Here is a 24004-nt window from a genome sequence, read left to right as displayed (position 1 = left end):
GCTACCGGATCGGCTGGGCAAGCTCTTCGGCCGTCCAGGGCATTTCGCGGTGCGCAAAGGCCAGCCGCCACTCCTTCACCGCCGCCGGCGGGATCGGCGACCCGGTGTTGCCCCAGGATTGCCTTGTGTAGGTCAGCAGCGCTGCCAGCTCCTCGTCGCTCATCGCGGCACCCAGCGGCGGCATCAGCCCGATCTTGCCCTCATAGCCGTTGGTGAGGATGCGCACCGGAATATGGCCTGCATCCACCACGCGCTTCGATCCGGCAAGCGCCACTGCCACATTGGGCGCGCCCTGGCCCTGCATCTGGTGGCAGCCAGCGCATTGTTCGGCATAAAGCGCCTTGCCGGCAAGATAGAGCCGCTCCTCCTGCTCGCTGCGGGCCGCAAGCGCCGGCGGTGCCGGCCGACCGGGCCAGGTGATCAGACCGAGCACTTCGCGCGCCTTGCCCGCCAGCGGCCCATTGCTGCCAGCGAGGGTCGTCAAGCCCTGCGGCTCGGCCGGCATGGCAAAGCGCTGCGGCCCGGCCCGCTGCGGCCCCACACCCGGGATCGCGCCCCCGGCCCGGCCACCGGCCACGGCATTCCCGGCCTGTCCCACGCTTCCGGTCAGGCCCAGCGCCAACCCAGAGAGGATCGCCTCGCGCACCGGGGCAGCGCGCCCTGTATCGCCGGCATGGCCGATCAGCTGTTGCGCCAGCGCCGGGTCACGCCGCTTGCCGGTGGCCGCCGCGAGCATCATCAGCGCATCGGCGGGCGGTGCGGGATCGTCGAGCAATGCTGCCAGCGCCTGCGCCTCCTGCCCGCCGAGGCTCGATGCTGCGGCATCGACGGTGATCTTGTCGTCGCCGTAGCGCTTGAGCAGCGTCAGCAGCGGCGCCATCCGCATCGCCTCGGGCAGTTCACCGAGCGTTGCGGCAAGCTGCCGGCGCACGAACCAGTTGTCGTCGTCGAGCCGCCCCAGAACGGCCGCGACTACCGGCCCCTTGCCGGTCTTCAGCCACGGCTCGGCCAGCCGCAGCCCGGCGGCGCGCACATCGGCGGATGGGTCGGTCAGCGCCCGTGTCGCCAGCTCTGCCTCCATCGCGCCAAGGCCGTTCAGTGTCCACAGCGCGTGCAGGCGCGGGCGCGCATCCTCGCCCTTCGATGCGGCCAGCCGCTTCAGCGCCGGAATGCCGGCCTTGTCGGCGCGCTGCACCAGCAGCTGCTGCGCCATGTCCCGCCACCAGCCGTTGGCGTGCGACAGATGCCCGATCAGCTCCGACGTCGTCGCCTTGGAAAGCTGCGGCCGGGCATCGCGGCCCATGCCATCGGCCACCACACGGTAGATGCGGCCGCGCCCGGTGTCGCGCGCCAGCTGGCGCTTGCCGATCCAGTCGCGCAGATAATCGGTCTGCAGCGGCCCGTCCTGCGACACGCCGCGATACATGTCGACGATGTAGAAGCTGCCGTCCCAGCCCGGCGCAAGCGCGGTGGGGCGGAAACGCACATCGGTGGAAGCCAGGAATTCGCCCTTGGGGTAGAAGTCCCGCGCCGTCAGCTTGCCATTGTCGTCGGTCAGCCGCAGCAAATGCACGATGTTGGTGGCGCCGTCCGCCACGAACGCCTGGCCCTGCACATCCTTGGGCAGCTGCGCGCCGCGGTAGATCATCGGCGACGACACGCCGCCATAATAGGAGGCTGTGCCGTCCTCGCGAAAAACTTCGCGCCGGTAGCCGCGGTTGAGCCCGAAGGTCGGGTGCGCCGGCCAGATGTTGGTCGTCTCCTGGTCCACCAGCGATTCATACAGCCCGCTGGTGCGCACAAGATTGGGATTGCGGACGAAATAGCCCGGCGGCACATAGTCCACGAACAGCGGATCGGTGTTGACGTTGCGGTAGATGCGCCCGCCATCGTCCTGCGTCACACCCCATTGACCGCGGCGGATGCCCGGCACGGTCAGGAATTTGCCGGCCTCATAGGCCAGGTTCCAGTCGTGTTCCGACACCACCAGCGTGTTGTCCATGCCCCAATAAAGGCCGTTGGCGCCGTGTTCGAGGATGCCCAGCCGGCCAAACGTATCCGCCACCACTTCCTTCGTGTCGGCGACAAGATCACCATCGGTGTCGCACGCCTTCCAGAGGTTCGGCGGCTCGCCCACCAGCGCACAGCCCTTGTCGAGGATCTTGAAGGCGCGTGGCAGCACCAGCTTGTCCATGAACACCGTGCGCTTGTCATACACGCCATCGGCGTCGGTATCCTCCAGCACCACGAGCCGGTTCACCGGCTCGAGGGTGTTCTCCATCTTGTCGTTGTGCGCCCAGCCCGGCAGCTCGATCACCCACAGCCGGCCATCGGGGTCGAACTCCATCAGGATCGGGTCCTTCACCAGCGGTTCGGATGCCACCAGCTCGAGATGATACCCCGGCGCCATGGTGAAGCTCGCCAGCGCATCCGCCGGTGCCAGCACCGGGGGGGCCTCGGGCTCATCGGCATAAAAGGCCGGCCAGGGCTTGTTGGACTGGCTGGTCAGCGGGCCAGGAACGATGTTGGCTTCCGCCATCACCCATGGCAGCAGCAACGTCCCGGCCAGCAAACCTCCGACAATCTTCACACCCGAACGCATGCCCAGCTCTCCAACCCCAAGGCGCAATCCTTTGCGCTCCACCCGCCTTATAGCAACTGTATTCTGTATATAGTATGGCCTATCGTGCCGCAGCCGCGTAACGTGGCGCAAGCCAAGCAGGCGGCATCCGATGACGCGTGATAACGACCATGAGCAGAGTGACCTCCCCGAACCAATGATGCCCGGCCAGTCCGCTCCCGCCCCCCGGCCTTCTCCCCGCCTGTCCCCCCGGCGCGGTTGGCTGCTGCTCGCCGCCGGCCTCGTCGCGGCGATCCTCTTGCCATACCTCGCGTTGGAAGGCCTTGTCACCACCTCGGGCGCCGCGTGGCTGGAATCGGTCCGCGCTCGCCCCGCCACCGCCGCTGCCGCCATCATCGCACTGCTCGCGGCCGATATCGTGCTGCCGGTGCCATCGAGCATCGTCGGCGTCTTCGCCGGCGGCGTGCTCGGCTTCGCACGCGGAGCTGTGGTGCTCTGGGCCGGGCTTATGGCGGGCTGCCTCCTCGGCTATTGGCTCGGCGCCCGCCCCGGGCGCCGCCTCGCCGGCCGTGTCGTCGGAGGAGCGCAGGTCGCTGCCTTGCAACGGGCGTTCGGCCGGTTCGGCCCGCTGGCGCTGGTCCTTGCGCGCGGCGTGCCGGTACTGGCCGAAGCGAGTGTCATCGCCGCCGGCGCCGCCCGGCTCGATCTGCGGCTGTTCCTGCTCGCCACCGCCGCTGCCAATGTCATCGTCGCACTTGCCTATGCCGGCCTCGGCGCGGCTGCTGCCGGCAGCGGCTCCTTCGTCATGGTCTTCACCGGCCTTGTCGCCATTCCAGCGCTGGCCTGGGCCTTCTGGACGCGTTTCGCACGCCGCCCCGAGTGAGTCCTGCGCATCCGCTCATATTCGCGCTCGGCGCCGCGGCTGGGCTCGTGCTTTCAGCGGGGCCGGCTTTCGCCCAGGCCGCCGCACAGCTGCCGATCATCGTCACCGCCAGCCGGCTCGATGCTGCATCTATCGCCATCACGACACTCACCCCCGCCGATCTCGCCACAAGCGACAGCCTCGCCGACGCGCTCGCCCGGCTTCCCGAAGTCTATGTCCAGCAGCCCGGCGGCCGCAGCGGCTTCGGCGCGCTGTTCCTGCGCGGTGCCGATCCCAACTTCACCACCGTTCTCCTCGACGGCATCCCGCTCAACAACGCCACCAGCTCGCGCGGCGGTGCGGTCAACCTCTCCGAACTCGGCACCGCCGGAATTGCCCGGGTCGAGATCGCTGCCGGGCCGTTGTCGAGCGTCCTCGGCTCGGGCTCGCTCGCCGGTGCGGTCAATCTCGTCGTCGCCGGCGGCACCGATGTGCCCCGCCTCACCGCCACCGCCGGTGCCGGCACGCGCGGCGATCTGGGCGGCGTGCTGGGCTGGCGCGGCCCCATTTCCACCGGCGCCGGCGCCGCCATCACCGCCGAATACGCCGATGATGGCGAGGCCTCGCCCGGCGCTGCTTTCGAGATGGTCACCCTCACCGCCAAGGTGGCATCGCGCGATCCCGCCCGGCCCGACAGGCTGCTGCTCCGCTTCAACGACGTCGTGTCGCGGCAATTTCCCGACAACAGCGGCGGCCCCGCCTTCGCCACCCGCCGCTCGACCGAGCGCCGCACTGCCCGCGAATGGCTGGCCGGCGGCACGCTCCGCCTCGTCGAGGCCGATGCCCTCAGCCTCGACGCCTCCGCCTCCTGGCTCGATCGGCGGGACACCAGCAACAGCCCCGGCGTCGCCGGCTCGGCACTCGATCCGTTCGGCGTGCCGGCGGGCGAGGATGTGTCGCGCTATCGGCGCGCCCTCGGCCAGCTCGTCCTCGGCGTCGGCGGTCCCGCCGCCCGGCTCGTGCTGGGCACCGAGATCGGCCATGAGCGCGGCAGCAGCGATGGTAGCCTCGATTTCGGTTTTCCCGTTCCCACCAGCTTTCGCGCCGCGCGCACCAGCTATGCGGCCTTTGCCGAGGCCGCCCGGTCCCGCGGGCCGTTTTCCGTTGGCGCCGCCGCCAGGCTGGATGCCATCGATGGCTTTGCCCCCCGCCTCACTGGCCGGCTCGGCGCGCAGCTGCAGCCGGCTGAATCCGACCTTGCCCTGAGCGTCGGTGCCGGCACCAGCTTCAAGGCGCCGAGCTTCTACGCGCTCGGTAATCCTTTCGTCGGCAATCCGGCGCTGCGCGCTGAATCGGGCCGCAGCGCCGAAGCCGGCCTCGTCTGGTCACCGTCGAACCGCCAGCGACTTGCGCTCAGCGTTTTCCACAATCGCTACACCGATCTTATCGATTTCGTCGCCGACCCCGCACCCCGGCTGGTCAACCGCGCCCGCGTGCTCACCACCGGCGCCGTCGCCAGCCTCGCCCAGCCGCTCGGCCGCACCGCCGATCTGTCGCTCAGCGTGCAATATGCCGACACCCGCGATGCCGCCGGTGGCACACCGCTGCTCAACCGTCCCGCCTGGCGCTTCGGCGGCGCTTTCTCCTGGCGGCCCCATGCCACGCTGGCGCTGAGCGCGCGCTACGACGTGACCGACACGCGCTTCGATGCCTCGGTTCCCACCGGGGTGCAGGCGCTCGATGCCTATGGCCTGCTCGCCCTTTCCGCCGAATGGCAGCCGCACATCGGCACGCGCATCATCCTCACCCTCGATAATGCCCTCGATGCCGATTTCGCCGATGCCATCGGCTTTCCCGGCCCCGCCCGCCGCGGCCGCATCCGCATCACCAGGACCTTCTGAGCGAGCGGCCCTTCCCACGTCCGGCGCCGCCCGCTACCTCCGGCGCATGGCAAGCATCGCATCCCGCCCCGCAGGCACCCAGGCAGCGGTATGGATGGTCACCTCCTGCGTGGCCTTCGCATCGATGTGGGTGATGATCCGCTATGCGTCGGCGTCGCTGCATGCGTTCGAGATCGTGTTCTTCCGCAATGCGCTCGGCCTCATCGTACTGCTGCCGATGCTGTTGCGCACCCCGGGGCTGCTCCAGCTCACCCGCTGGCGCGTGCACGTCCGCCGCGCCACCTCGGGCTTCATCGCCACCATGGGCACTTTCTATGCCGTGGCCAATGCGCCGCTCGCGACAGCACTCAGCATCAATTACACCGCACCGCTGTTCGCCACCATCGGGGCGGTGCTGTTCCTCGGCGAGCGCATCCGGATCCGCCGGGTGGCAGCGCTTGCGGCCGGCTTCTGCGGCATGCTCATCGTCGTGCGGCCGGGTGCCGTGCCGCTCTCGGCCGGCGTGGTGGCCGCGGTCATTTCGGCGATCAGCACCGCCTTTTCGGTGGTGGCGATCCGCCAGCTCGTCGGCAAGGATGACAGCCGCGCGGTGGCGGCCTGGTCGTTCATCCTGCTCGTCATCCCGAGCCTCATCGTCGCGGCGTTCGTCTGGGTATGGCCGCCGCGCGAGGTCTGGCCGCTCCTCGCCGGCATCGGCGTCATGGCCGCAATCGGCCAGCTCAGCGTCAGCAAGGCCTTCTCGCTCGCCGAAGCCTCCGCCGTGCTGCCCTTCGATTTCGTCCGCTTCGCGCTTGTCACCCTCGCCGGCGTGATGCTGTTCGGGGAACGTTACGATCTGCTCACGCTGGGTGGCGGCGCCATCATCCTCGCCAGCACCATCTATCTGGCGCTGCGAGAAGCCAAGGTCGCGCGCGATGCCCGCGCCGCCAGCCTGCCGGTGCGGGACAGCTGAGCCTCTCCATCTTGCCCGGTTGCGAGGCCGCTCCCGGCGGGGCAAGGCTGGCGAACCGGATTTGGGAGAGACACGATGAAGCTTGATGGATTGAGTGCTGTGGTCACGGGCGGCGCTTCGGGGCTGGGTGAAGCGACGGCGCGGGCACTTGCGGCCGAAGGCGTCAAGGTCGCGATCTTCGACATGAACGCCGAAAAGGGCGAGGCGGTCGCCGCGGACATCGGCGGCGTGTTCTGCCATGTGAACGTAACCTCGGACGATTCGGTTGATGCCGGCTTTGCCAAGGCGCGCGCGGCCAACGGCCAGGAGCGCATTCTCATCAACTGTGCCGGCACCGGCAATGCGATCAAGACCGCCAGCCGCGCCAAGGAGACAGGCGAGATCCGCCACTTCCCGCTTGATGCCTTCACCATGCTCATCCAGATCAACCTGATCGGCACCTTCCGCTGCATCGCCAAGTCGGCTGCGGGCATGCTCACGCTGCCGCCGATGGAGGATGGCGAGCGCGGTGCGATCGTCAATACCGCCAGCGTGGCGGCCGAGGACGGCCAGATGGGGCAGGCGGCCTATAGCGCCTCCAAGGGCGGCGTCGTCGGCATGACCCTGCCGATCGCGCGCGACCTGATGAGCGAGGGCATCCGCGTCAACTGCATCCTGCCCGGCATTTTCAACACGCCGCTGATGAACGGCGCCCCGCAGAATGTGAAGGATGCGCTCGCCGCCTCGGTGCCGTTCCCCAAGCGCCTCGGCAATCCGGCGGAGTATGCGTCGCTGGCGCTTGAGATGTGCCGGAACAGCTATTTCAACGGCGAGGATGTGCGGATCGACGGGGCAATCCGGATGGCTCCGCGATAACGCAGCAAGCGCACCTGCGCGCTGACCTCGTCCGACGAGGGCGCGGCTTTGCCGCGCCCAGCGCTGCCTCGCAACCAGAGGGCCATTGACACCCGGCGACCCCCCCGGCCAAATTGGTCCCCGGCCGATGAGCCGCAAACGGGGGAGACACGCGATGGCGCACAAGTTCGAGATCTACAAGGACAAGGCCGGTGAATACCGGGTCCGGTTCAGCTACAACAGCGAAGTGATGTTCTCGACACAGGGCTATGCGTCCAAGTCGTCCGCCGTCAACGCCATCGAATCGATCAAGAAGAACGGCCCCGCCGCGCCGACCGAAGACAACAGCGCCGCCTGACAGTTCAGCTCGCCAGCGCGTCGATCGCGCCGGCGAGCGCCAGGTCACGCTCAGAAAGGCCGCCTGCATCGTGCGTCGTCAGCCTGATGTGCACCTTGCCATAGACATTAGACCATTCGGGGTGATGGTCGGCCTTTTCAGCAAGCAGGGCAACGCGGCTCATGAAGCCGAAAGCGGCCACGAAATTCTTGAATTTCCAGTCTTTCTCGATCCCGTCGCCCACCTGTGACCAGCCTTGCAGCTGCGCCAGCCCGGCCAGGATTTCGGTCTCGTCGAGTTTCTGGATCACTTCGGCCCTCGCCTTGCGGCGTGGCCGCGGCTATCGATGTGACATGGAAACCATGCCTCCCTCGCTCGATGACATCGAGAGCCTTGCCCGGCAAGCCATTGCGCGCCTGCCGACCACCTTCCGCAACCATCTTGATGGCGTCGTTCTCCGCATCGACGATTTTCCTGATGCCGAGGTGATGGCGGAAATGGAATGCGAAAGCGAATGGGAGCTGCTCGGCCTCTATTCGGGCCGCCATGTCGGCATGAAGGGCGATGTGCCCAGCGGCGCCATGCCGGACATGATCTTCCTCTATCGCCAGCCGCTGCTCGCTGAATGGTGCGTCGGCGAGAACAGTCTCGAAGCGCTCGTCACCCATGTGCTCGTGCATGAGGTCGGCCATCATTTCGGGCTGAGCGACGACGACATGGATGCGATCGAGGCTGCCGCCATCTAAAAGGAACCAAATCGCCGAACCGCTGTTGGTGTCAGGTAGCATCAACAACCAGAGGAGAGTTCCCATGGGTGAATTCAAGGACAAGGCCAAGGGCGTCGGCAACAACATTGCCGGCAAGGCCAAGGATATTGCTGGCGACGCAACCGACAACGCGAGCCTTCAGACCGAAGGCAAGGCACAGCAGGCCAAGGGCGATGCCCAGAAGGCCAGCGGCTCGGTCAAGGGTGCGCTCGGCGACAAGATCTGACACGAATCTGATCCGGGCAACCGGATGAGACGACGGCCCGGCCCTTCTTGAAGGGGGCCGGGCCGTTTTGCGTCTGGTTTGTAGGGCAAGGAAGCAAGGCCCCGGTTGACGTAAGACGCGTCGGGCCAGCGAACCTGTCCGCATCGCTAGCCGAGATCTCGCGGGTCCGAAAACGGCTTTGCTATTCTGTCCCGCGCTGCGCCTAGAAATTCACCCGCGCCGTCAGCCCGAAATACCGGTCCGCTTCACGCGGGATGAGGTAGCGCAGCGCCCCTCCCGGCCCGCCATTGGTGATCGCCGCCGCAAAGCTCTTGTCGAGGATGTTGTTGGCAACAAAGCTCAGCTTCCACTTGTCCTCCTCCCCCAGCAACGCAATCGTTCCGTTGAGCAGGCTGTAGGCCCCGATCGTGCCCTGTGCGCGCACCACCGGATTGGCGTCGAACAGCGAAAGCTGGCTCGATTGGGTGCTGCCCTGCAGCGCCACCTGGACATCGGCAAAGCCGCCGGTGCGCACGGTGTAATCCATGCCCAACGACGCACGCCATTTCGGCGCATAGCCGAGTGGCGTGCCGGCCGGCACCACCGTCGCCCCCGGCGGTGCGTTGAACTGGTCAACGCGGGCATCGGTATAGGCCACCGCACCATTGATGTTGAAGTCCCGCACCGGGCGGATGGCGAAATCCACCTCGGCGCCGCGGGTGCTCACATCGCCGGCATTGGTGAAGCGCGTCACAACCACGCCCTCGATCAGATCGGGATTGTTCGCCTGGAAGTTCTTGTACTTGGCATAGAAGCCCGCAATGTTCACAATCAAGCGACCGTCGAACAGGCTATTCTTCAAGCCCACTTCATAGGCATTCACCGTTTCTGAGTCGATCACGTTGGTGCCCGAAGCGCTGAGATTGAAGAAGATGTTGTACGCCGGGCCCTTGTAGCCGCGCGACCACGTCGCATAGGCCATCGTATCGTTCGAAAGATCGGCCTGTACCCCGAGCTTGCCGGAGAGATCGGTATCCGAGGTCTGCGTCCGGAACGGCACGCCGTTCGACGCCGCCGGAGTGCCGTTGATCAGCCCCGGCGCCACCGAATTGAACACGCCCTGGTCGAAGTTGGCGGCAATGCCGGGGCCTGTGAGTGGCGATCGGCGGATGTGATCGACCGACAGATTGTCGATCGTGTAGCGCGCGCCACCGATCAGCCGGATCGAGTCGGTGATGTTCCAGTTCGCCTGGCCGAACACCGCGACATTGTCGAACACCGAACCGAAATCGGCCGAGCCGGACGGGAAGGTGCTGGGTTCCGCACCGGCCGAGCCGCAGGGCACGATCGCCAGCGGGGTGGGGGCCGCACCGCACTGGATCACGTTGCGGGTGAAGGTGCGGTCAGTCACGGCGTGATAATAAAAGGCACCGAGCACATAGTTCACCGCGTAATCCGCCGGTGACGTCAGCCGCAATTCCTGCGTGAAGGTATGGCCGGTCTGCGGACCATCGTCGTGCAGCTGCGGCACGCCCGCGATCGGCTGGGCAATCCAATCGCCCTCGCGGATCTCGCGGTTCTTGTAGTTGCGATAGGCGGTGATGCTGGTGACGGTGTGGCTGCCCAGCTCGGCATTGATCTGTGCCGAAAGGCCCCAGCTCTCCTCCTCGGTGCGGGTGACGAGATTGTGGCGAACGGTTCGCGTCTCGTCGCCCTGGAAGTTGATGCCTGCCAGCGCCAGCGCCGCAACGCCCGTCGGCTGGGTGCCGATCACTTCGGCGCAGCAATCGTCATTCGCACGGCGCCAGTCGGCAATGATCGTCGCGGTCACGGTGTCCGAAACATCCGCATCGACGACCGCACGGAAGCCGTAGCGCTGCCAGCCGTTCACGCGGCGGTTCACGCCCGGCGCATCGTTGAAGATGTTGCCCTCGTAATCCGAATAAAAGCCCAGCAGCCGGGTGCGAACATTCTCGCCGATCGGCACATCGATGCCGGCGCGCACGCGATACTCGTTGCCGTTGTTGAAGAAGAAACCGCCCTCGGCAAAGCCGCCGAGCTCGGTGCCGGGCCGGCGGGTGACGATGTTGACCACACCCGCCGAAGCATTCTTGCCGAACAGCGTGCCCTGCGGTCCGCGCAGCACTTCGATCCGCTCGATGTCGACCAGATCGGTGAAGGCTTCACCGGCGCGGCTCAGCACCACGCCATCGAGCACGGTCGAGACCGAAGGCTCGCCGGCGATCGAGAAGGTCGCCGTGCCGACGCCGCGCAGATAGAGCGACTGGTTGATCGCGGTGCCCGACTTCCGGAAGTTGAGCGCGGGCACGAGATACTGGGCATTTTCGAGGCTCTGCGCGCCAAGCCGCTCAAGCTGCGCGCCGCCGACCACCGACACCGCGACCGGCACATCCTGCAGGCGCTCGGTGCGCTTCTGCGCGGTGACGACAATCTCCATCGAATCCTCGTCCGCCTGTGCCACCTCCTGCGCGAATGCGGGCAGGCTGATGAACAAGGCGGCCGTGGCCAAAAGCGTCGTGCGAATCATGATGGCTCCCCTGAAAACGGCCCGGTTTCGGGCTATCGGACTGCGCCGCCTTGTCGCGACGGTCCGTTGTTGCCGCAAGAAACCGTTTCTTGTGGCGCGTCAACGGGGCTTTGTTGCGTTGCCGTGACTGTGTTGCCCGGGCGCAACGCCTTTTGGCGCAAATGGCCTAGAGCCCCAGTTCGCGCATCTCCACCATCCGGTGCTCGCGGGCACTCATCTCGGCAGCCAGTCCGATCGCCACCGCGCGCAGGCCATCGTCGGCGGACACGATCACCGGACCCTCGCCGCGCACCGCCGCGGCAAAGGCCGCATGCTGGTGGAAGCTCGCGCCATGATGATCGCCCGCCGCGAGGGCGGCCGGGTCGGTCTCGACATGCCGCCGCGTCACCTGCTTGGCGTTGCGGAAACCTACACGCGGGGAATGTACGATCTCGCCCGCCGGAATATGCACATCGAGCCGCGCTTCGTCACCGGTCGCAGAGATATCCTCCTGCTGCTCGGCGCCATCCGCGAACATGCAGAGATCGAGCATCGCCCGTACGCCATTCGCAAAGTCCACGGTCGTAAAACTGTTGTCGATGATGTCGGGCACCCGGCCATCATAGAGCTCGTCGCGGTGGTTGACGTCCATGGCGCCCGAGCAATGCACCCGCACCGGCTCGGCCCCCACGATCAGCCGCATCAGATCGAAGAAATGGCAGCATTTCTCCACCATCGTGCCGCCGGTGTTTGCCGAAAACCGGTTCCAGTCGCCCACCTTGACCAGAAACGGAAAGCGATGCTCGCGGATCGACAGCATCTTCAGCGCGCCGACCGCACCGCCATGCACCTGGGCCACGAACTCGGTCACCGGCGGCATGAAGCGATATTCCATGCCGGTCCAGAACACCCGGTCATAGCCCGCCGCCGCCACCGCCAGCGCCCGCGCATCAACGATCGTGGTCGCCAGCGGCTTTTCGCACAAGATGTGCAGCCGCGCGTCCATCAGCGGCGCCAGCACATCGCGGTGGGTGAAGTTGGGGCTGGCGATCACCACGGCGTCGCAAAGCCCCGAAGCGGCCAGGGCTGCAGCATCGGCAAAGGCTGGCACATCTGCGCCGATGGCGGAGCGGCTGCTCTCGATCGAGCTCGCCACCGGATCGGCCAGGGCGGTGATGCTGGCGTTCGGCTGCAATGCGATGTTGGCGATGTGCTCGCGCCCCATCATGCCCGCGCCCACGATGCCCCAGCGGATGTGATCGGTGCTTTTCATTGTCGGAGTCTCCGGAGTAAGGGCAGGGGATGACAGATATCGCGCTTTCGCCCGAACTTCGCCCGCTCGGCAAGTCCCCCCTCATGGTTTCGCCGCTGGCCTGGGGCATGTGGCGCTTCGCCGGCGATGATGTGAGCGCGGCGCGCCGCCTCGTCGAAGCCGCACTCGCCGCCGGCATCACCTTCCTCGATACCGCCGATATCTACGGCCCTGACAATGACGAGCCCTTCGGCGCTTCCGAAGTGCTGCTCGGCCGCGTGCTCGCCGAAGCGCCGCAGTTGCGCGATGCGATGGTGCTCGCGAGCAAGGGCGGCATCTGCATGGGCGTGCCCTATGACAGCTCGCCCGTCTATCTGCGCCAAGCGGTCGAGGCGTCGCTCACCCGCCTCGGCGTCGAGCGCATCGATCTGTGGCAGATTCACCGGCCCGACATGCTCGCCCATCCAGCGGAGACCGCCGTGGTGCTCGATGCGATGGTGGCGGAAGGCAAGATCGGCGCCATCGGCGTTTCCAATCACACCCCTGCACAGACAAGGGCGCTGGCCGCGCATCTGGAAAGTGGCATCGTCTCCACCCAGCCCGAGTTTTCCGCACTGGCCCTCGCCCCACTCGAAGACGGCACGTTCGATCTCGCACTAGAAGCCGGCCATGCCGTCATGGCCTGGTCGCCGCTCGGGCAAGGCCGCCTGGGCAGTGGTGACCCCCGCCCCGGCCGCATGCAGGCGCAGGACCCGCGCACCGAGCGGGTAATTGCCGCCTTGCAGGCGCAGGCCAATGCCTATGGCGTCAGCGTGCAGGCAGCGGCCTATGCCTGGATCATGGCGCACCCCACGCGACCCATCCCCATCATCGGCAGCCAGAACCCGGCGCGCATCGCGGAAGCGGCAGACGCCTTCAAGGTGCGCTGGACGCGCGCCGAATGGTATGGCGTCCTCGTCGCTTCCAAGGGAGAAAACCTGCCATGAGCGCCTGCGAAGTCAGCTGGTTTTCAGCGCTGTGCGACGATGATTACGAGTTTCTCGGGCAACCCGATCCGGCGCTCAAGTCGAGCTTCGAGCATTGCCGCAACATCGTTCTCGCGGCCGAAAAGGGCGGCTTCGACAATATCCTGCTGCCCTCCGGCTATGCGCTCGGCATCGACACCACCATCTTCGCCGGCGCCATCGCAGCGCTCACCAGCCGCATCCGCCTGCTCATGGCCGTCCGCGTTGGAGAAACCTGGCCACCGCAGCTCGCCCGCCAGATCGCCACGCTCGATCGCATTCTTCAGGGTCGGCTGACCGTCAACATCATCTCGTCCGACATGCCCGGCGAAACCATGGCCTCGGCCCCGCGCTACGCCCGCACCGTCGAGGTGATGCAGATCCTGAAAACGATCCTCAACGGCGAGCCACTCGATCACCAGGGCGAGCACTACAAGCTCAAGCTCGATCCCCCTGGCGTCACCACCATGTCCGGCAAATGCCCGCCGCTCTATTTCGGCGGCCTGTCGCCCGATGCGCGCGAAGCCGCCGCCCGCGCCGCCGATGTCTACCTCATGTGGCCCGACACCATGCCGGCAGTGCAGGCGATCGTCGACGACATGAAGGCCCGCGCCGCCGCGCATGGCCGGACGCTCCGCTTCGGCTACCGCGTCCATGTCGTGGTGCGCGAGACCGAGGCCGAGGCACGGACCGCTGCCGACCGGCTGCTTTCCAAGCTCGATGCCGCCACCGGCGATGCCATCCGCGCCAAATCGCTCGATTCGCAGTCGGTCGGCGTCAAGCGCCAGGCCGAGCTGCGCGAAAATACCAGCGACGGCTATGTCGAGGACAATCTCTGGACCGGCATCGGCCGCGCCCGCTCCGGCTGTGGCGCCGCCATCGTCGGCGATCCCGATCAGGTGCTCGCCAAGCTGCAGGCCTATCAGGCGATGGGCATGGAGGCGTTCATCCTCTCGGGCTATCCCCATGCCGCCGAAGCCGATCTCTTCGCCCGACATGTGCTGCCGCGCATGACGCATGGGCCACTCGTGATATAAATCGCTGTCACGCGCGTGCGCGAGCTGCACGATTGATCACGGCCGCCTGATTTGAGACGTTGCGGCTGGCTCCGATTGCATTTTCAGGTGAATAGGGAATGGGAGCGCTTAAGGGGGCCGGCGTGGTCGAGTGGCGACTACAACGCCTTCCTGTCTGCAGCTGGTCCCCTTGCGGACACAAGAGCCACGTTGCCGTGTAGCCAAGCCAAGCTGCACCTTGTCGTGTAGCGAAGCACCAGCCAGAACGATGGGATGCAGGTTCAAGCGCCCGGTCCGGAGGAGAGCGCCGCTCTCGCAAAGCTTTTGCAGCTTCCGCAAGGCAGGCATTATGGCGCTTCCGCCGACAGCGGCTGTTGGGTGATGGTCGGCCGGCGGCTTGCAGACGTCGCCACCTGGTCGATCGTGCCGCCGCACGCCAGCATGTCCCTTGCGTGGGGCGACGGGGGCTGTGAGGTCGAATTTGCCGGAGGCGCGTTCGAGGTCCGCCGTGGTCAGTGCATGTGGATCGACGCCGGCTTTGCCCACCGCGGCGAAAACTTGCTGGGTTCGGATTTCCTGACCGTTTTCATTCCGGCTCACCGCGTTTCGCTTGCACGGATCGATCTGGCAAGGATTGGCGCTGCATCGGCCAATGCCCCGGAACATCTGGCATCGCTGCTTATCGGTCTTGCAGCCCATCTCCTTGATGGAGGCTCGACTAGGCTGGAGGAGGCGCCGGTTCTGGACGCTGTTCTGGACCATGTAGGCACCATGTTCGGCCCGAACCGCCCGACGCTGGCGGGCTATACGCCCGTCCTGCGCGCGGCCGCGATGCTGAGGCAGAGCGAAGGGCACGCCATCACCATCGCCTCCATATCCGAAGCCGTCGGACTGCGGCCCACAGAACTCAGTAGGCAGTTCAAAGCCTATCACCGCATCACCCCCGAAGCCTATCGCAAGCAGGTGAGGCTTGCCCATGCCACGCGAGCACTGGCCAATGGCAGTTCCGTCCTGCACGCTGCGCACGAAGCCGGCTTTGCCGATACCGCGCATCTGAGCCGGACGTTTCGCGATCAATATGGACTGGCGCCGTCGCGATGGGCAAAGCGGTTCATGCGAACACAAACGTCCGCCGACAAGGCTCGGCCGGGCGGCCGTTGAACGGCAAGCCGTCGGCGCACTGACCGGTACGCGCCCAAAGCCGTTCGCCTCTGAAACTGCGTTCAAGCCGTTATTGGCGTCTTCCAGTATATCGCTGCCTCGATGATGTGAGTGCGAAGGAAGCTCGAATGAAGAAAAAGCCTGCAGCATTCGCACTGGTTGTGCTTGCCGCTGTCGGTGCGCTGGCCTTTACCGCATTTCGATCGCCATTTGTGACTGTGACGCAGGGGCCTTTTGCTGCCGACGGCGCATGTCCGTCGTTCAAAGCCCGCTATTCGCTTGTGCAGATCACCTTCGGCAACAGGGGTCTGTCGACGCTAAATTCGCTCTATGAGACCTTTGTTGGCGAAGGCGCATTTGAGATCAGCGAATTCAATGTGGCCAGCACTGGAAATGGACGCTTCACCATCGTTGGCAGCTCGAACCGTGGGCCGCTTACATCGGACATCTTTGCCGACCGTGTCGTCCGGCTCGGCCAGGACAGGGAAGACGAAGAACTGCGCCGAACGCTCCAGTCGGCGTTCTGCCACCGAGGACGCATCTATGAGCATCAGCTCGTCGATCTGGGTGATGGCTCGACCCTCTCGCAAGATCTCGAATACTGGACGGAGAATGCAGCCTTTCGATTTCGACTCTATCAGAACCGTCGCCTCACAGCAGACGTGACGGCCCGCTAGTCAGACCGGAAAATCCGTTGCTGGAGAACATCGTGATGACCAAATCGACTGCCCCTGGACTGGCTGCCCAAGTGCTTGCCATGATCCTGGCGACCACGCCTGCAGCAGCCCTCGCCGCCGGAACGAGCGTCCAGATCAACGCGACGGGGATGACGTCGGCGGCCGGCGAAGTGACATGCGCCCTTTTCCGAAGCTCAGCCGGCTTTCCCAGCAAGCCGGAGCGAGCCGCTTACCGCATCTCCGTTCCGATCAAGGAAGGGACAGCGACATGTGTGTTCAGCGACGTGCCGGCAGGGCCGGCTGCCGTCTCGGTCTTCCACGACGCCAATGCCAACAGAAAGTTGGATATGCGGTTCGGTTTCCTCCCCCGCGAGAGCATCGGAGCAAGCAACAACCCAAAGGCAAGGCTTGGCCCGCCCAAGTTCGAGGCGGCACAGTTTCCGGTCGGAAACCGGCCTGTTACACTCTCGGTGATCCTCCAGCAGCCATGAGCCTCATCAACTTTTGCTTTGCAACAGAATGGTCGCCTTGCGGACACAAACGCTGATGCATCCGCCCAAGTTTGGCTTGCGGACAAGGTGATCCCGGGCCAGCAGGTTACGCACCTTCTGCTGGGTCCGATGCCTCGGCCTCTGGATGAGCCCCCTCTGCGATATACTTCATGGCGACATCGCACCGTTGATACCGTGAACCATAGTCGTTCATGATCTCGGTATCATGAGCAAAGCCAAGTTTTTCGTAGAGATGAATGGCCGCAGCGCATTTGCGGCTGGTGAGCAGGTAAAGAGGATCGGCTTGGAGTGCCGTAGCCCTCGCGACAGCCGCTTCGAGAAGGAACTCGCCCGCCTTCAGCCCGCGCGCGACCTCACGAACCCCCATCTTGGTCAATTCGAAGCTGCTGGGACCGGTTTTCTGCAAGGCGCAGGTGCCGACGATGCCCAGGCCAGGCGCCTCCACGAACAGAATTACGCCACCGGAGTCGATGATCCTCTCACGAGGATTTTCCAGAACGTCTTGATCAGTCGCCTCCAGCGTGAACATGGCGCTGATCCATTCAACATTGATGTCATGGAAGACCGCCGCCAAAGCATCGTCGAACTCGCGCAGCCGCAATCCACCGGGGCGTGCCCGTTCTGCGCGCTGGGCGATGGATGCATGGTCGAGCGCCCTTTCGATGGCGGCCAACTGCAGCAGAAAAGATGGGGACGTATCTGCCAATAGTTCTTCGGCCGCCATCCCGATCCGCGGCCACAGCTCTGTTACCGCCAGTTCGGCGAAGGCGCGTCCTCTGGATGTCAGCTCCACAAGGCGCGTGCGCTGATCGGACGCCGGAAGATCAGCAAGAATGCCGAGCTTGGCCATCTGACTGACGCTGCGCGTAACGCCAGGCTGGCTGATCCCGATCACCCCGGCAAGCTGTCCGACATTCATCGGCCCGACCCGCAGCGCTGCGAGGACTGCCATATGGGCAGGCTGGAGCGGCACGCCGGCATTGGCAATGGCGGTCGTTGCACCCGCCTGCATTCGCTCTGCCAGTCGCTTGAGGCGACTGCCAAGGAACGCTGGTCCCATGTCTGCAATCACGTCTCTCACGACTATCTCCATACCCTGTTATATACCATGATATGGAAACGAGTTTATGAGTCAAGACCGGTGACCGTCCGCAGCCCGGCTTTGTGCGCTGCTGTCTCTCTCGAACGATGGAGCCTGAACTGAGCATATCGCGTGGCAAAGCATGAACGATGCACAGGCGGTCGCCGAAGCGATTGGCAAGGACGCTCGCACCTAGGCGTTCACGCGCGCCACCTACGGGCCAAGCTTGAAGATGTCGCATTCCGAAGTCGAGCTCGCGCTGGGGTAGATACGGCGGACGGACCGGCTCTTCGAGACCATGCCGCTCTTCCAGCACGAAGGGCTGCTCCTCGGCCGCGATCTTGCTGGGCGACTGGAGGTCTCGCTTCGCACGATCTACCGCGACATCGAAACGCTGGTACATCGGGCGTGCCGATCGAGGGTGAGCGCAGCGGCGGCTACATACTGCTGGCATGGGGTGTCTGCCTGCGCTTTGCGATCCCGATGAGGCCAAAACCCAGGATAAGCAGCGCCCAGCTTGCCGGTTCGGGGATGACAGCTGTCGATTTCACCGACACATTGTCCAGCAACCACAAGCTCTCGGCATGGCGGAAGCGGAAGTTCAGCAGCGAGGAATTGCCCGTGGCCACCACAAACCCCGATGAAGTCAAATAATCGAAGCCGGGCTGGGCAAAGCCAAAACTGAACAAGGCGCCATCCCATTCGGCGGTGAAGAAATTGGAACCACCACCCAGGTTCGCAATGTCGAAGCTCAACCGATATGTTTGACCCGGGACGGTTTCGAGGATCTGCCGGATGCCGCCCTCCTCCGCAACGGGACCGAACGCTGCGTGACGGGTACCGTCGGTCGGGCCGCCGCCCAGCAGGTCGTCGGTGATGAAGGATTGATTGGAAACGCCGAACTCGGTCCAGCCACCGAAGTTCCCGGTTTCAAAACTGCCGTTGGTGACCAGCTCAGTGGCGTGCAGCGGGCACGCGAGCGCAAGAGCCGATGCTGCAACGAAAGACATCATCTTCATACAGAATTCTCCTTTGGTTTCATGGCAATGCGGCCGTGTTGTTCTCCAGTTTGCTCTCGGGCTCTCCGATGCAGGCGACGATGAAATTGAGGTTGGCGCCCGTCGGCATCGGCGCATCGAGCTCCAACGTCTGGCGGGCAGCCACGTCCGTTGTGGCGACCGTCTGCCAGCTTGCTGCAGAGCCCGCCCGGGCCGTGACGGTGCAGGCAGGGGCGGTGTCCGGCCCGGCGTTGTAGAGCCAGAGGCGGGTCGCACCTCCGGGCCCATCGCGGTCAACGCGGCGGATACGGATGTCGAAGTCTGCCGCTCGCGAGTTGGCGCGCATTGGCCTGTCAGGGGTGGCTGTGGGTGCCGGCGGTTCGCGGCGTTGGCCGGGACGGGAAGGTGCGCCAGCGGTGGACGTTTCCGTTCGCGGGCGCGGACGTCCCAAAGCTCGGCATTCGACATGCGCGGTCACAGGGGCCTCTACCTGTTCGTTTCCACCGCCCAATATCCCGGCCCTGATTCGATATGCCCGAGGCACCGGGATCGTGGCACCGCGCTGCAAGAATGCCTGGCGCGCAGCGCCGGAAAGTGCCGACAGACGGGCGTTGCACAGAGCGATCGGCGAGTTGCCCTGGTTCACCACCATCGGCGACTGGGGATCGGTGTAGGGAATGGTCAGCTTGTAGCGCCGCGTGCCAAACTCCCTCGGGAACTGAAGATCGGTGTCTTCGCTGCCAATGTAGATTGTGTGATATTGGCGACGGTCGAGCAGTCGATCCACCGATACTGCGGCCCAGATGTCCAGATTTCGATTTATGACCGTGTCGTACTGGATGGCACTTCGTCCATCGACAACGATGCGCGTAAGACCGATGTCACGCCCGTCGCGCGCGACGTCCGCCTGTCGCACTGATACGCCCGACTGGGCCTGGGCTGCAGCAGCGCAACAGACTGTGGTCGCTCCGAAACACAATGCGGTCGCTGCTTTCCAACATTGCCTGTCGACCATTGCTCAATCTCCTGATTGACGCGGATTCTGCCTAGTCCAGATATGGTGCCTTGCCGGCGATGAAGGCGGCATAGCCCTGGCCTTCGAGCGAGGCGGAATTCAGTTCTGCCGAGTTGTGGAGGATGACCAGGACATGTTTGTCGGGCAGCCGAAGCAGCGCGCCGCCGGATATCTGGTTGCCGGTGTCTTCATAAATCTGCCGCCCGCCCGACCAGACGACATAGGGTTCGCCGAAATGTTCGGCGGTCCAGTTGCGCGGTCTTGCGCTCGTCCACACGATGCGATTGGCCGGCTCGTTGTTGGCTCCGTACATCAGGCTCTGGGCTTGGGCGGAGAGCAGTCTGTTCCCGTTCAGGGCCGCTGAGGCAAAGGCCGCCAGATGGCGGGCTGACATCCAGTAACCGCCTGAACCGACACAACCAGAGCCATCAGCCTTGCGGCTGGTGATGATTCCGCGTCCGGTGTCCGACTTCGATTTATAGGCATAGGCGCCGGTGGTCTTGAATTCGTTGGCCGCGTCGCAACTGGGCACCGGACCACCGGGGACTTTCTTCATCACCGTGTTGCGGATGTATTCGTCCATGAACGAGCCAAGTGCGCGGCGCGTGTAGATCATGTCGTTTTCGTTCGATGTCGTGCGGGCACTGTCCTGATTGATCTGCGACAGCCATGTCGGATCGACGAACGCCCCAAGCGCAAAGCCGATCACGCGGAAGTTGAGATTCTGATAGTTGAACACCGTCGCGCGCTGCGGTCCCGGCGGCGCGGGTTTTCGAAACTCGTTCAGCATATTGTCGGTGGTGAAGCCGGTGCGGTGCTGCAAATAATCACGGAAGGTGAGTTTTGCCGCTCGTGGCGACATCCCCGTCTTCCAGAACGCCGGCAGCAGCAGCGATACGGGCGTATCGAGCTTGGCGTTGGTATCGGTGCCGCTGAAGCCGGCGCCGGACGGCGGCTGCTCCATGGCGTGCAGCATGCTGACGCCAGCCACGAACTTGAACAGGCTGCCGATATTGACCGGCGTCGAGGTCTTCATCGGCAGGAAGCCATCCTGATTGTCGCGCGCAGCACCGCCAGCGCCTTCCGATATGATCCGGCCGTCTTGCATCAGGACGAATGCATAGCCCATGCCCTTGCCTTGAAGCTGGCCGTTGAGGCTGGCTTCGAACGCGGCGCGGTCGAAAGAGGGTGCCACCGAAATGCCTTGAGCCGGCAATGCCCGCCGGGGCGCCACACGCCCGGACGACTGATCCTGGGCAAGCGCGGATGCAGGGTATGGCGCAACCGAACATGATGCAGCCATCAAGATCGACAGAACGGCATGCCTCATGGCGCGGGTCCCTTCTTCCCCGTCAGCCAATGATGGCTGATCGGGCATCCAAGCTTCCGCTGCCCCAGAACATGGTCTGGTATCTGCGCTTGGTATCTGCTGGATTGTCTAACGCGCCGGGCAAGGTTATTCTTGGGCACTCGCGACAGGATATGGTTCTCGACGACAAGATTGTCCGGTAATTTCCGCGATCATTCCGCCAGATTGACGGAGGGGTTCAACATGCAGAAACCCGACGCCGACTATCGACCGGCAAGATTCTCTTCGAATGCGTTTCCCGAGCGCGAGCGTGTGTCAGCGTGGAGGGATTTTTTCGGGCCGACCATGTTCGGCGCCGATGTGGAGCCTGTCGGCGAACAGCCGTATCGTCAGGATATCGTCGTTCGCCCTCTGCCGGGAGTCTGTCTGCTCTCGGCCACCAATACGCCGGTCCGGTTCACCCGGTCGCGTGCCATGCTTGCGGATGGCCGCGGCGATTACGGTCTTCACATCAATTCGGGCCGGTCGATGGTTCGGCAGCGCGGCCGGGACGTGCTTTGCGGGCCCGGCGAGCCAATCCTTGTGACGTCTGCCGAAGCCGCGTCGATGACATCGCCAGAGGCATCGCACTTCCTCTGCCTGCACATAGACCGCTCGTTGCTGCTGATGAATGTCGCCGATCCTGATGGTTGTGTGCTGCAGCGCGTGCCGGGTGACAGTGTGACCCTGCGCTATCTGCTCGGCTATATTCGGTTCCTTGAATCGACTGACCTGACAGCAGTCGATACCCAGATTGCCGCAAGCGTTGGTCGCCATCTCGCTGATCTCCTTTCGCTGCTGTTTGGCGCGACAGGCGATACGGCAACGTTGGCGCAGCGGGGCGGCCTCCGCGCCGCCCGTATGCTGGCGATCAAACGCACCATAAATGAGTCACTTTCTGAGCAGGCACTGGGAGTCGAGCATGTAGCTGTCCGACACGGCATTTCGGTGCGATCTGTGCAGCGCATGTTTGAACGTGAAGGCGTGACATTCACGGAATATGTGTTGAACCGGCGTCTGGATCGGGCCTTTCGAATGCTCCGCGATCCGGCGCACGCGGGGATGTACGTCATCGATATTGCTCTGGCGTGCGGCTTTGGCGATTTGTCCTATTTCAATGGCTGCTTTCGCCGAAAATTTGGCGAACCGCCGGGTTGTTTTCGTCGTTAGATCATGGAGGCTCCCGTTTCGGACAACCGGGTTCCCTTGGCCTGACATGACCAGGTTAGAACCAGCATACCGAAGTGTCAGAACGGAAATGGATCGGGCAATCCACTAGCTATCGCGACGCGCAGCGCCGCAGCATTACCTAGTCCGTATGACAAGCGTCAAAGTGCCCAGCGGCCCGGCGATTGATCGGTCAACAAGGGTAAGGTATCGTGATAGTAGGGATGGTCTAGGAGCGAGTTTGATGGCGAGACTGCGCGGTGATTTTGACCAACAGTTCACACCAACAGAGGGCGGCTACCTTTACTACCCGTCACCCTGGAAGGGCGCTAAGCTCATCACTGTCGAGGAGCATGAGGGGTTCGTCAATGACTGGAAGCGCGCCACTGGATTAGCTCCGATGAGCGTGTCGGTAGGGCTTGGCCTTGTTTTTATTATCGTGAGCATCTTCTTGCTACGTCATGAGAGCTCGAATTTGGCGAAGTTCGGCCCTGCCGCTGTTTGGATATTTGGCCTCTTTGCATGGTTCAGACGGCCAGCGGTCGCAGCATCCAAGGCTGTTAAAGATCGGCCGTATGTTACGGGTTCTCGTCCTCGATCGGATGTCTGGCGCCAAGCCAGGACCACGCAAAGCTGGCCGGCAATCATCTTCTTTCTGTTGTTGAGCGCGAAATTTCTGTTCGACGCTTTCCAAGGGAGGCATGGTCTGTTCCCGCCGGCATTTGCTCTGGCATTTTGGTCGTTCATGGTCGCCGTCTTCGGCCTGGTGACGTTCCTTAAGCTGCGCGATCGGTTGCAGTAGGGCGTCCACTTGCTGCTGCGCTCGCCGTGCGCTTGCACAATCTGTCGGTTTGATTGTTCGCGATGTTAGGGCCAGAGCCCAGTACCTTACCGCAGACAGGTCCCGCTACGGACACAAAGACCAGTTCCATTCCACCCAGCTGTTACTCAACCGGCCTTGAAGCTAGCAACCTCATCCAGACGCTGGCGCACCTCGCGAAAGGTGCGACCGGTCATCACGTCATCCAACCGCGCTGCAAGGCGCGCGCGGCCGTTCCGGATCGCCCAGCGGCGTAGCCCCCACATGCCCGCCAATCCGACGACCCCGCTTGCCAGCGTCGTAACGAGCCATGCGCTGACGCCGATCGGTGCCAGTATGTCTGCACCCCATAGCAGTCGGACAGCCACCGCCAAGAACGGGAGCCACAGCACCCACCAACTCGCCCCCAGCACCCAGCCCGATAGCAGCCTGATCCGCTGCAGGCGGGCCATGTGACCTTCGGTCTCGACGATGGGGGCAGTTGTGTCGATCCCCCTGGCATGGGCCAGACCGGCGACAGCAAGCGCGATCATTGCTGCCCCGTAGAGATTGACGAGCACCCCGCTGGCGAACAACAGCCCCGGTTGCGCCAACAGGCTGCCCCATATTGTTCCGCCCGCCAGGGTGACAAGGATGCCAGCGACGGTCTGGGCGATTTGCCAATGTACAAGAGTAATGATGCTGCGCCGCGCCATGCGGGCTGCCGCTTGGCCGGGAAAGGCAAGCCCGGCTTCTCGATCGCCAAGCCTTGCCATCGCAGCTTTCAGCTCGTCCAGATCCATTGCCTGTCCTTTCGTCATGCCAGTTCCTTTCGAAGCTTTTGCTTGATGCGGTCGATCCGGGTGCCGACGGCGCTTTCACCGATGCCGACAATCTGGCCGATCTCGCGATGGTGTGCACGGCGGTGACAAACCAGGCCATTGGATCGTCGGCGGCGTGTCGATGAGGGCGGTGTAAAACCCGGCCATTGGTTAGGCTTGTCCCTTT

25 protein-coding genes are annotated in these 24004 nt (G+C 64.4%); 15 read left to right on the top strand and 10 right to left on the bottom strand.

The window, feature by feature from the left end; genetic code table 11:
- Position 1: 1 nt before the first annotated feature.
- Positions 2-2602 (bottom strand): DUF7133 domain-containing protein, encoded by a 2601-nt coding sequence (locus FHS79_RS03170; protein ID WP_184195276.1) that lies wholly within the window; start codon positions 2600-2602, stop codon positions 2-4.
- 130 nt (positions 2603-2732) lie between these two features.
- Here FHS79_RS03170 and FHS79_RS03165 point away from each other — a divergent pair, with 130 nt between their 5' ends.
- The 5 genes from FHS79_RS03165 to FHS79_RS03145 all read left to right on the top strand — a co-directional run bounded on the left by FHS79_RS03165 (position 2733) and on the right by FHS79_RS03145 (position 7488).
- Positions 2733-3464 (top strand): TVP38/TMEM64 family protein, encoded by a 732-nt coding sequence (locus tag FHS79_RS03165; protein WP_184195274.1) that lies wholly within the window; start codon positions 2733-2735, stop codon positions 3462-3464.
- Positions 3461-5344, top strand: coding sequence for a TonB-dependent receptor domain-containing protein (locus FHS79_RS03160; RefSeq protein WP_184195271.1), 1884 nt, complete (start codon positions 3461-3463; stop codon positions 5342-5344). Before FHS79_RS03165 ends, FHS79_RS03160 begins: the two co-directional genes overlap by 4 nt.
- Before the next feature lie 46 nt (positions 5345-5390).
- Positions 5391-6296: a DMT family transporter gene (locus FHS79_RS03155; RefSeq protein WP_184195268.1), complete on the top strand. Its 906-nt coding sequence runs from the start codon at positions 5391-5393 to the stop codon at positions 6294-6296.
- Between the two features lie 75 nt (positions 6297-6371).
- Positions 6372-7151: an SDR family NAD(P)-dependent oxidoreductase gene (locus tag FHS79_RS03150; RefSeq protein WP_184195265.1), complete on the top strand. Its 780-nt coding sequence runs from the start codon at positions 6372-6374 to the stop codon at positions 7149-7151.
- A gap of 154 nt (positions 7152-7305) precedes the next feature.
- Entirely contained in the window at positions 7306-7488 is a 183-nt protein-coding gene (locus FHS79_RS03145; protein WP_184195261.1) for a YegP family protein, read from the top strand.
- Between the two features lie 4 nt (positions 7489-7492).
- Here FHS79_RS03145 and FHS79_RS03140 read toward each other — a convergent pair whose 3' ends face one another.
- The gene (locus tag FHS79_RS03140; protein WP_184195258.1) at positions 7493-7777 is read right to left on the bottom strand and encodes a 4a-hydroxytetrahydrobiopterin dehydratase; all 285 of its coding nucleotides are present in this window, start codon (positions 7775-7777) and stop codon (positions 7493-7495) included.
- Between the two features lie 43 nt (positions 7778-7820).
- Between FHS79_RS03140 and FHS79_RS03135 the strand changes: the two genes are divergently transcribed.
- Together FHS79_RS03135 and FHS79_RS03130 are read left to right on the top strand one after the other, a co-directional pair.
- Entirely contained in the window at positions 7821-8213 is a 393-nt protein-coding gene (locus FHS79_RS03135; protein WP_184195255.1) for a metallopeptidase family protein, read from the top strand.
- A 64-nt stretch (positions 8214-8277) separates the two neighbouring features.
- Complete coding sequence (locus tag FHS79_RS03130) at positions 8278-8460, top strand: CsbD family protein (protein ID WP_184195252.1); 183 nt, start codon at positions 8278-8280, stop codon at positions 8458-8460.
- 202 nt (positions 8461-8662) lie between these two features.
- On the opposite strand, the gene FHS79_RS03125 is transcribed toward FHS79_RS03130, so the two are convergent.
- Both FHS79_RS03125 and FHS79_RS03120 read right to left on the bottom strand, forming a co-directional pair.
- A complete protein-coding gene (locus FHS79_RS03125; RefSeq protein WP_184195249.1) occupies positions 8663-10987 on the bottom strand; it encodes a TonB-dependent receptor in 2325 nt (774 codons plus the stop codon).
- Between the two features lie 166 nt (positions 10988-11153).
- Positions 11154-12239, bottom strand: coding sequence for a Gfo/Idh/MocA family protein (locus FHS79_RS03120; protein ID WP_184195246.1), 1086 nt, complete (start codon positions 12237-12239; stop codon positions 11154-11156).
- Between the two features lie 29 nt (positions 12240-12268).
- Here FHS79_RS03120 and FHS79_RS03115 point away from each other — a divergent pair, with 29 nt between their 5' ends.
- The 5 genes from FHS79_RS03115 to FHS79_RS03095 all read left to right on the top strand — a co-directional run bounded on the left by FHS79_RS03115 (position 12269) and on the right by FHS79_RS03095 (position 16567).
- Entirely contained in the window at positions 12269-13204 is a 936-nt protein-coding gene (locus FHS79_RS03115) for an aldo/keto reductase (RefSeq protein ID WP_184195243.1), read from the top strand.
- A complete protein-coding gene (locus FHS79_RS03110; RefSeq protein WP_184195239.1) occupies positions 13201-14259 on the top strand; it encodes an LLM class flavin-dependent oxidoreductase in 1059 nt (352 codons plus the stop codon). The genes FHS79_RS03115 and FHS79_RS03110 overlap by 4 nt, the downstream gene beginning before the upstream one ends.
- 252 nt (positions 14260-14511) lie before the next feature.
- A complete protein-coding gene (locus FHS79_RS03105; protein ID WP_184195237.1) occupies positions 14512-15399 on the top strand; it encodes a helix-turn-helix domain-containing protein in 888 nt (295 codons plus the stop codon).
- 128 nt (positions 15400-15527) lie between these two features.
- Entirely contained in the window at positions 15528-16076 is a 549-nt protein-coding gene (locus FHS79_RS03100; RefSeq protein WP_184195234.1) for a hypothetical protein, read from the top strand.
- A 17-nt stretch (positions 16077-16093) separates the two neighbouring features.
- Positions 16094-16567, top strand: a complete 474-nt coding sequence (locus FHS79_RS03095) for a DUF2141 domain-containing protein (RefSeq protein WP_184195231.1) — start codon at positions 16094-16096, stop codon at positions 16565-16567.
- A gap of 106 nt (positions 16568-16673) precedes the next feature.
- On the opposite strand, the gene FHS79_RS03090 is transcribed toward FHS79_RS03095, so the two are convergent.
- Positions 16674-17669: a bifunctional helix-turn-helix transcriptional regulator/GNAT family N-acetyltransferase gene (locus FHS79_RS03090; protein ID WP_341534407.1), complete on the bottom strand. Its 996-nt coding sequence runs from the start codon at positions 17667-17669 to the stop codon at positions 16674-16676.
- Positions 17670-17967: 298 nt separating this feature from the next.
- On the opposite strand from FHS79_RS03090, the gene FHS79_RS19400 reads away from it, so the two are divergent.
- The gene (locus tag FHS79_RS19400; RefSeq protein ID WP_207792202.1) at positions 17968-18156 is read left to right on the top strand and encodes a helix-turn-helix domain-containing protein; all 189 of its coding nucleotides are present in this window, start codon (positions 17968-17970) and stop codon (positions 18154-18156) included.
- Here FHS79_RS19400 and FHS79_RS03080 read toward each other — a convergent pair.
- The 3 genes from FHS79_RS03080 to FHS79_RS03070 all read right to left on the bottom strand — a co-directional run bounded on the left by FHS79_RS03080 (position 18107) and on the right by FHS79_RS03070 (position 21060).
- Positions 18107-18688, bottom strand: coding sequence for a PEPxxWA-CTERM sorting domain-containing protein (locus FHS79_RS03080; RefSeq protein WP_184195225.1), 582 nt, complete (start codon positions 18686-18688; stop codon positions 18107-18109). The genes FHS79_RS19400 and FHS79_RS03080 overlap by 50 nt on opposite strands.
- A 19-nt stretch (positions 18689-18707) precedes the next feature.
- Complete coding sequence (locus FHS79_RS03075; protein ID WP_184195222.1) at positions 18708-19583, bottom strand: hypothetical protein; 876 nt, start codon at positions 19581-19583, stop codon at positions 18708-18710.
- Between the two features lie 130 nt (positions 19584-19713).
- Entirely contained in the window at positions 19714-21060 is a 1347-nt protein-coding gene (locus tag FHS79_RS03070) for a serine hydrolase (protein ID WP_184195219.1), read from the bottom strand.
- A gap of 174 nt (positions 21061-21234) precedes the next feature.
- Here FHS79_RS03070 and FHS79_RS03065 point away from each other — a divergent pair, with 174 nt between their 5' ends.
- Together FHS79_RS03065 and FHS79_RS03060 are read left to right on the top strand one after the other, a co-directional pair.
- A complete protein-coding gene (locus FHS79_RS03065; protein WP_184195216.1) occupies positions 21235-22200 on the top strand; it encodes a helix-turn-helix domain-containing protein in 966 nt (321 codons plus the stop codon).
- A gap of 241 nt (positions 22201-22441) precedes the next feature.
- Positions 22442-22999, top strand: a complete 558-nt coding sequence (locus tag FHS79_RS03060) for a hypothetical protein (protein WP_184195213.1) — start codon at positions 22442-22444, stop codon at positions 22997-22999.
- A gap of 146 nt (positions 23000-23145) precedes the next feature.
- On the opposite strand, the gene FHS79_RS03055 is transcribed toward FHS79_RS03060, so the two are convergent.
- On the bottom strand, positions 23146-23817 hold the full coding sequence (locus FHS79_RS03055; RefSeq protein ID WP_184195210.1) for a hypothetical protein: 672 nt from the start codon (positions 23815-23817) through the stop codon (positions 23146-23148).
- Positions 23814-24004, bottom strand: a 191-nt coding sequence (locus FHS79_RS18510) for a hypothetical protein (protein WP_207792200.1), incomplete at its 5' end; no start/stop codon positions are given. The genes FHS79_RS18510 and FHS79_RS03055, both read right to left, overlap by 4 nt.

This window comes from Polymorphobacter multimanifer, from assembly GCF_014205635.1.
GTDB classification, from domain to species: Bacteria; Pseudomonadota; Alphaproteobacteria; order Sphingomonadales; family Sphingomonadaceae; genus Sandarakinorhabdus; species Sandarakinorhabdus multimanifer.
Note: the sequence above shows the minus strand (reverse complement) of the source record. Positions and strands in the feature narration are given on the sequence as shown.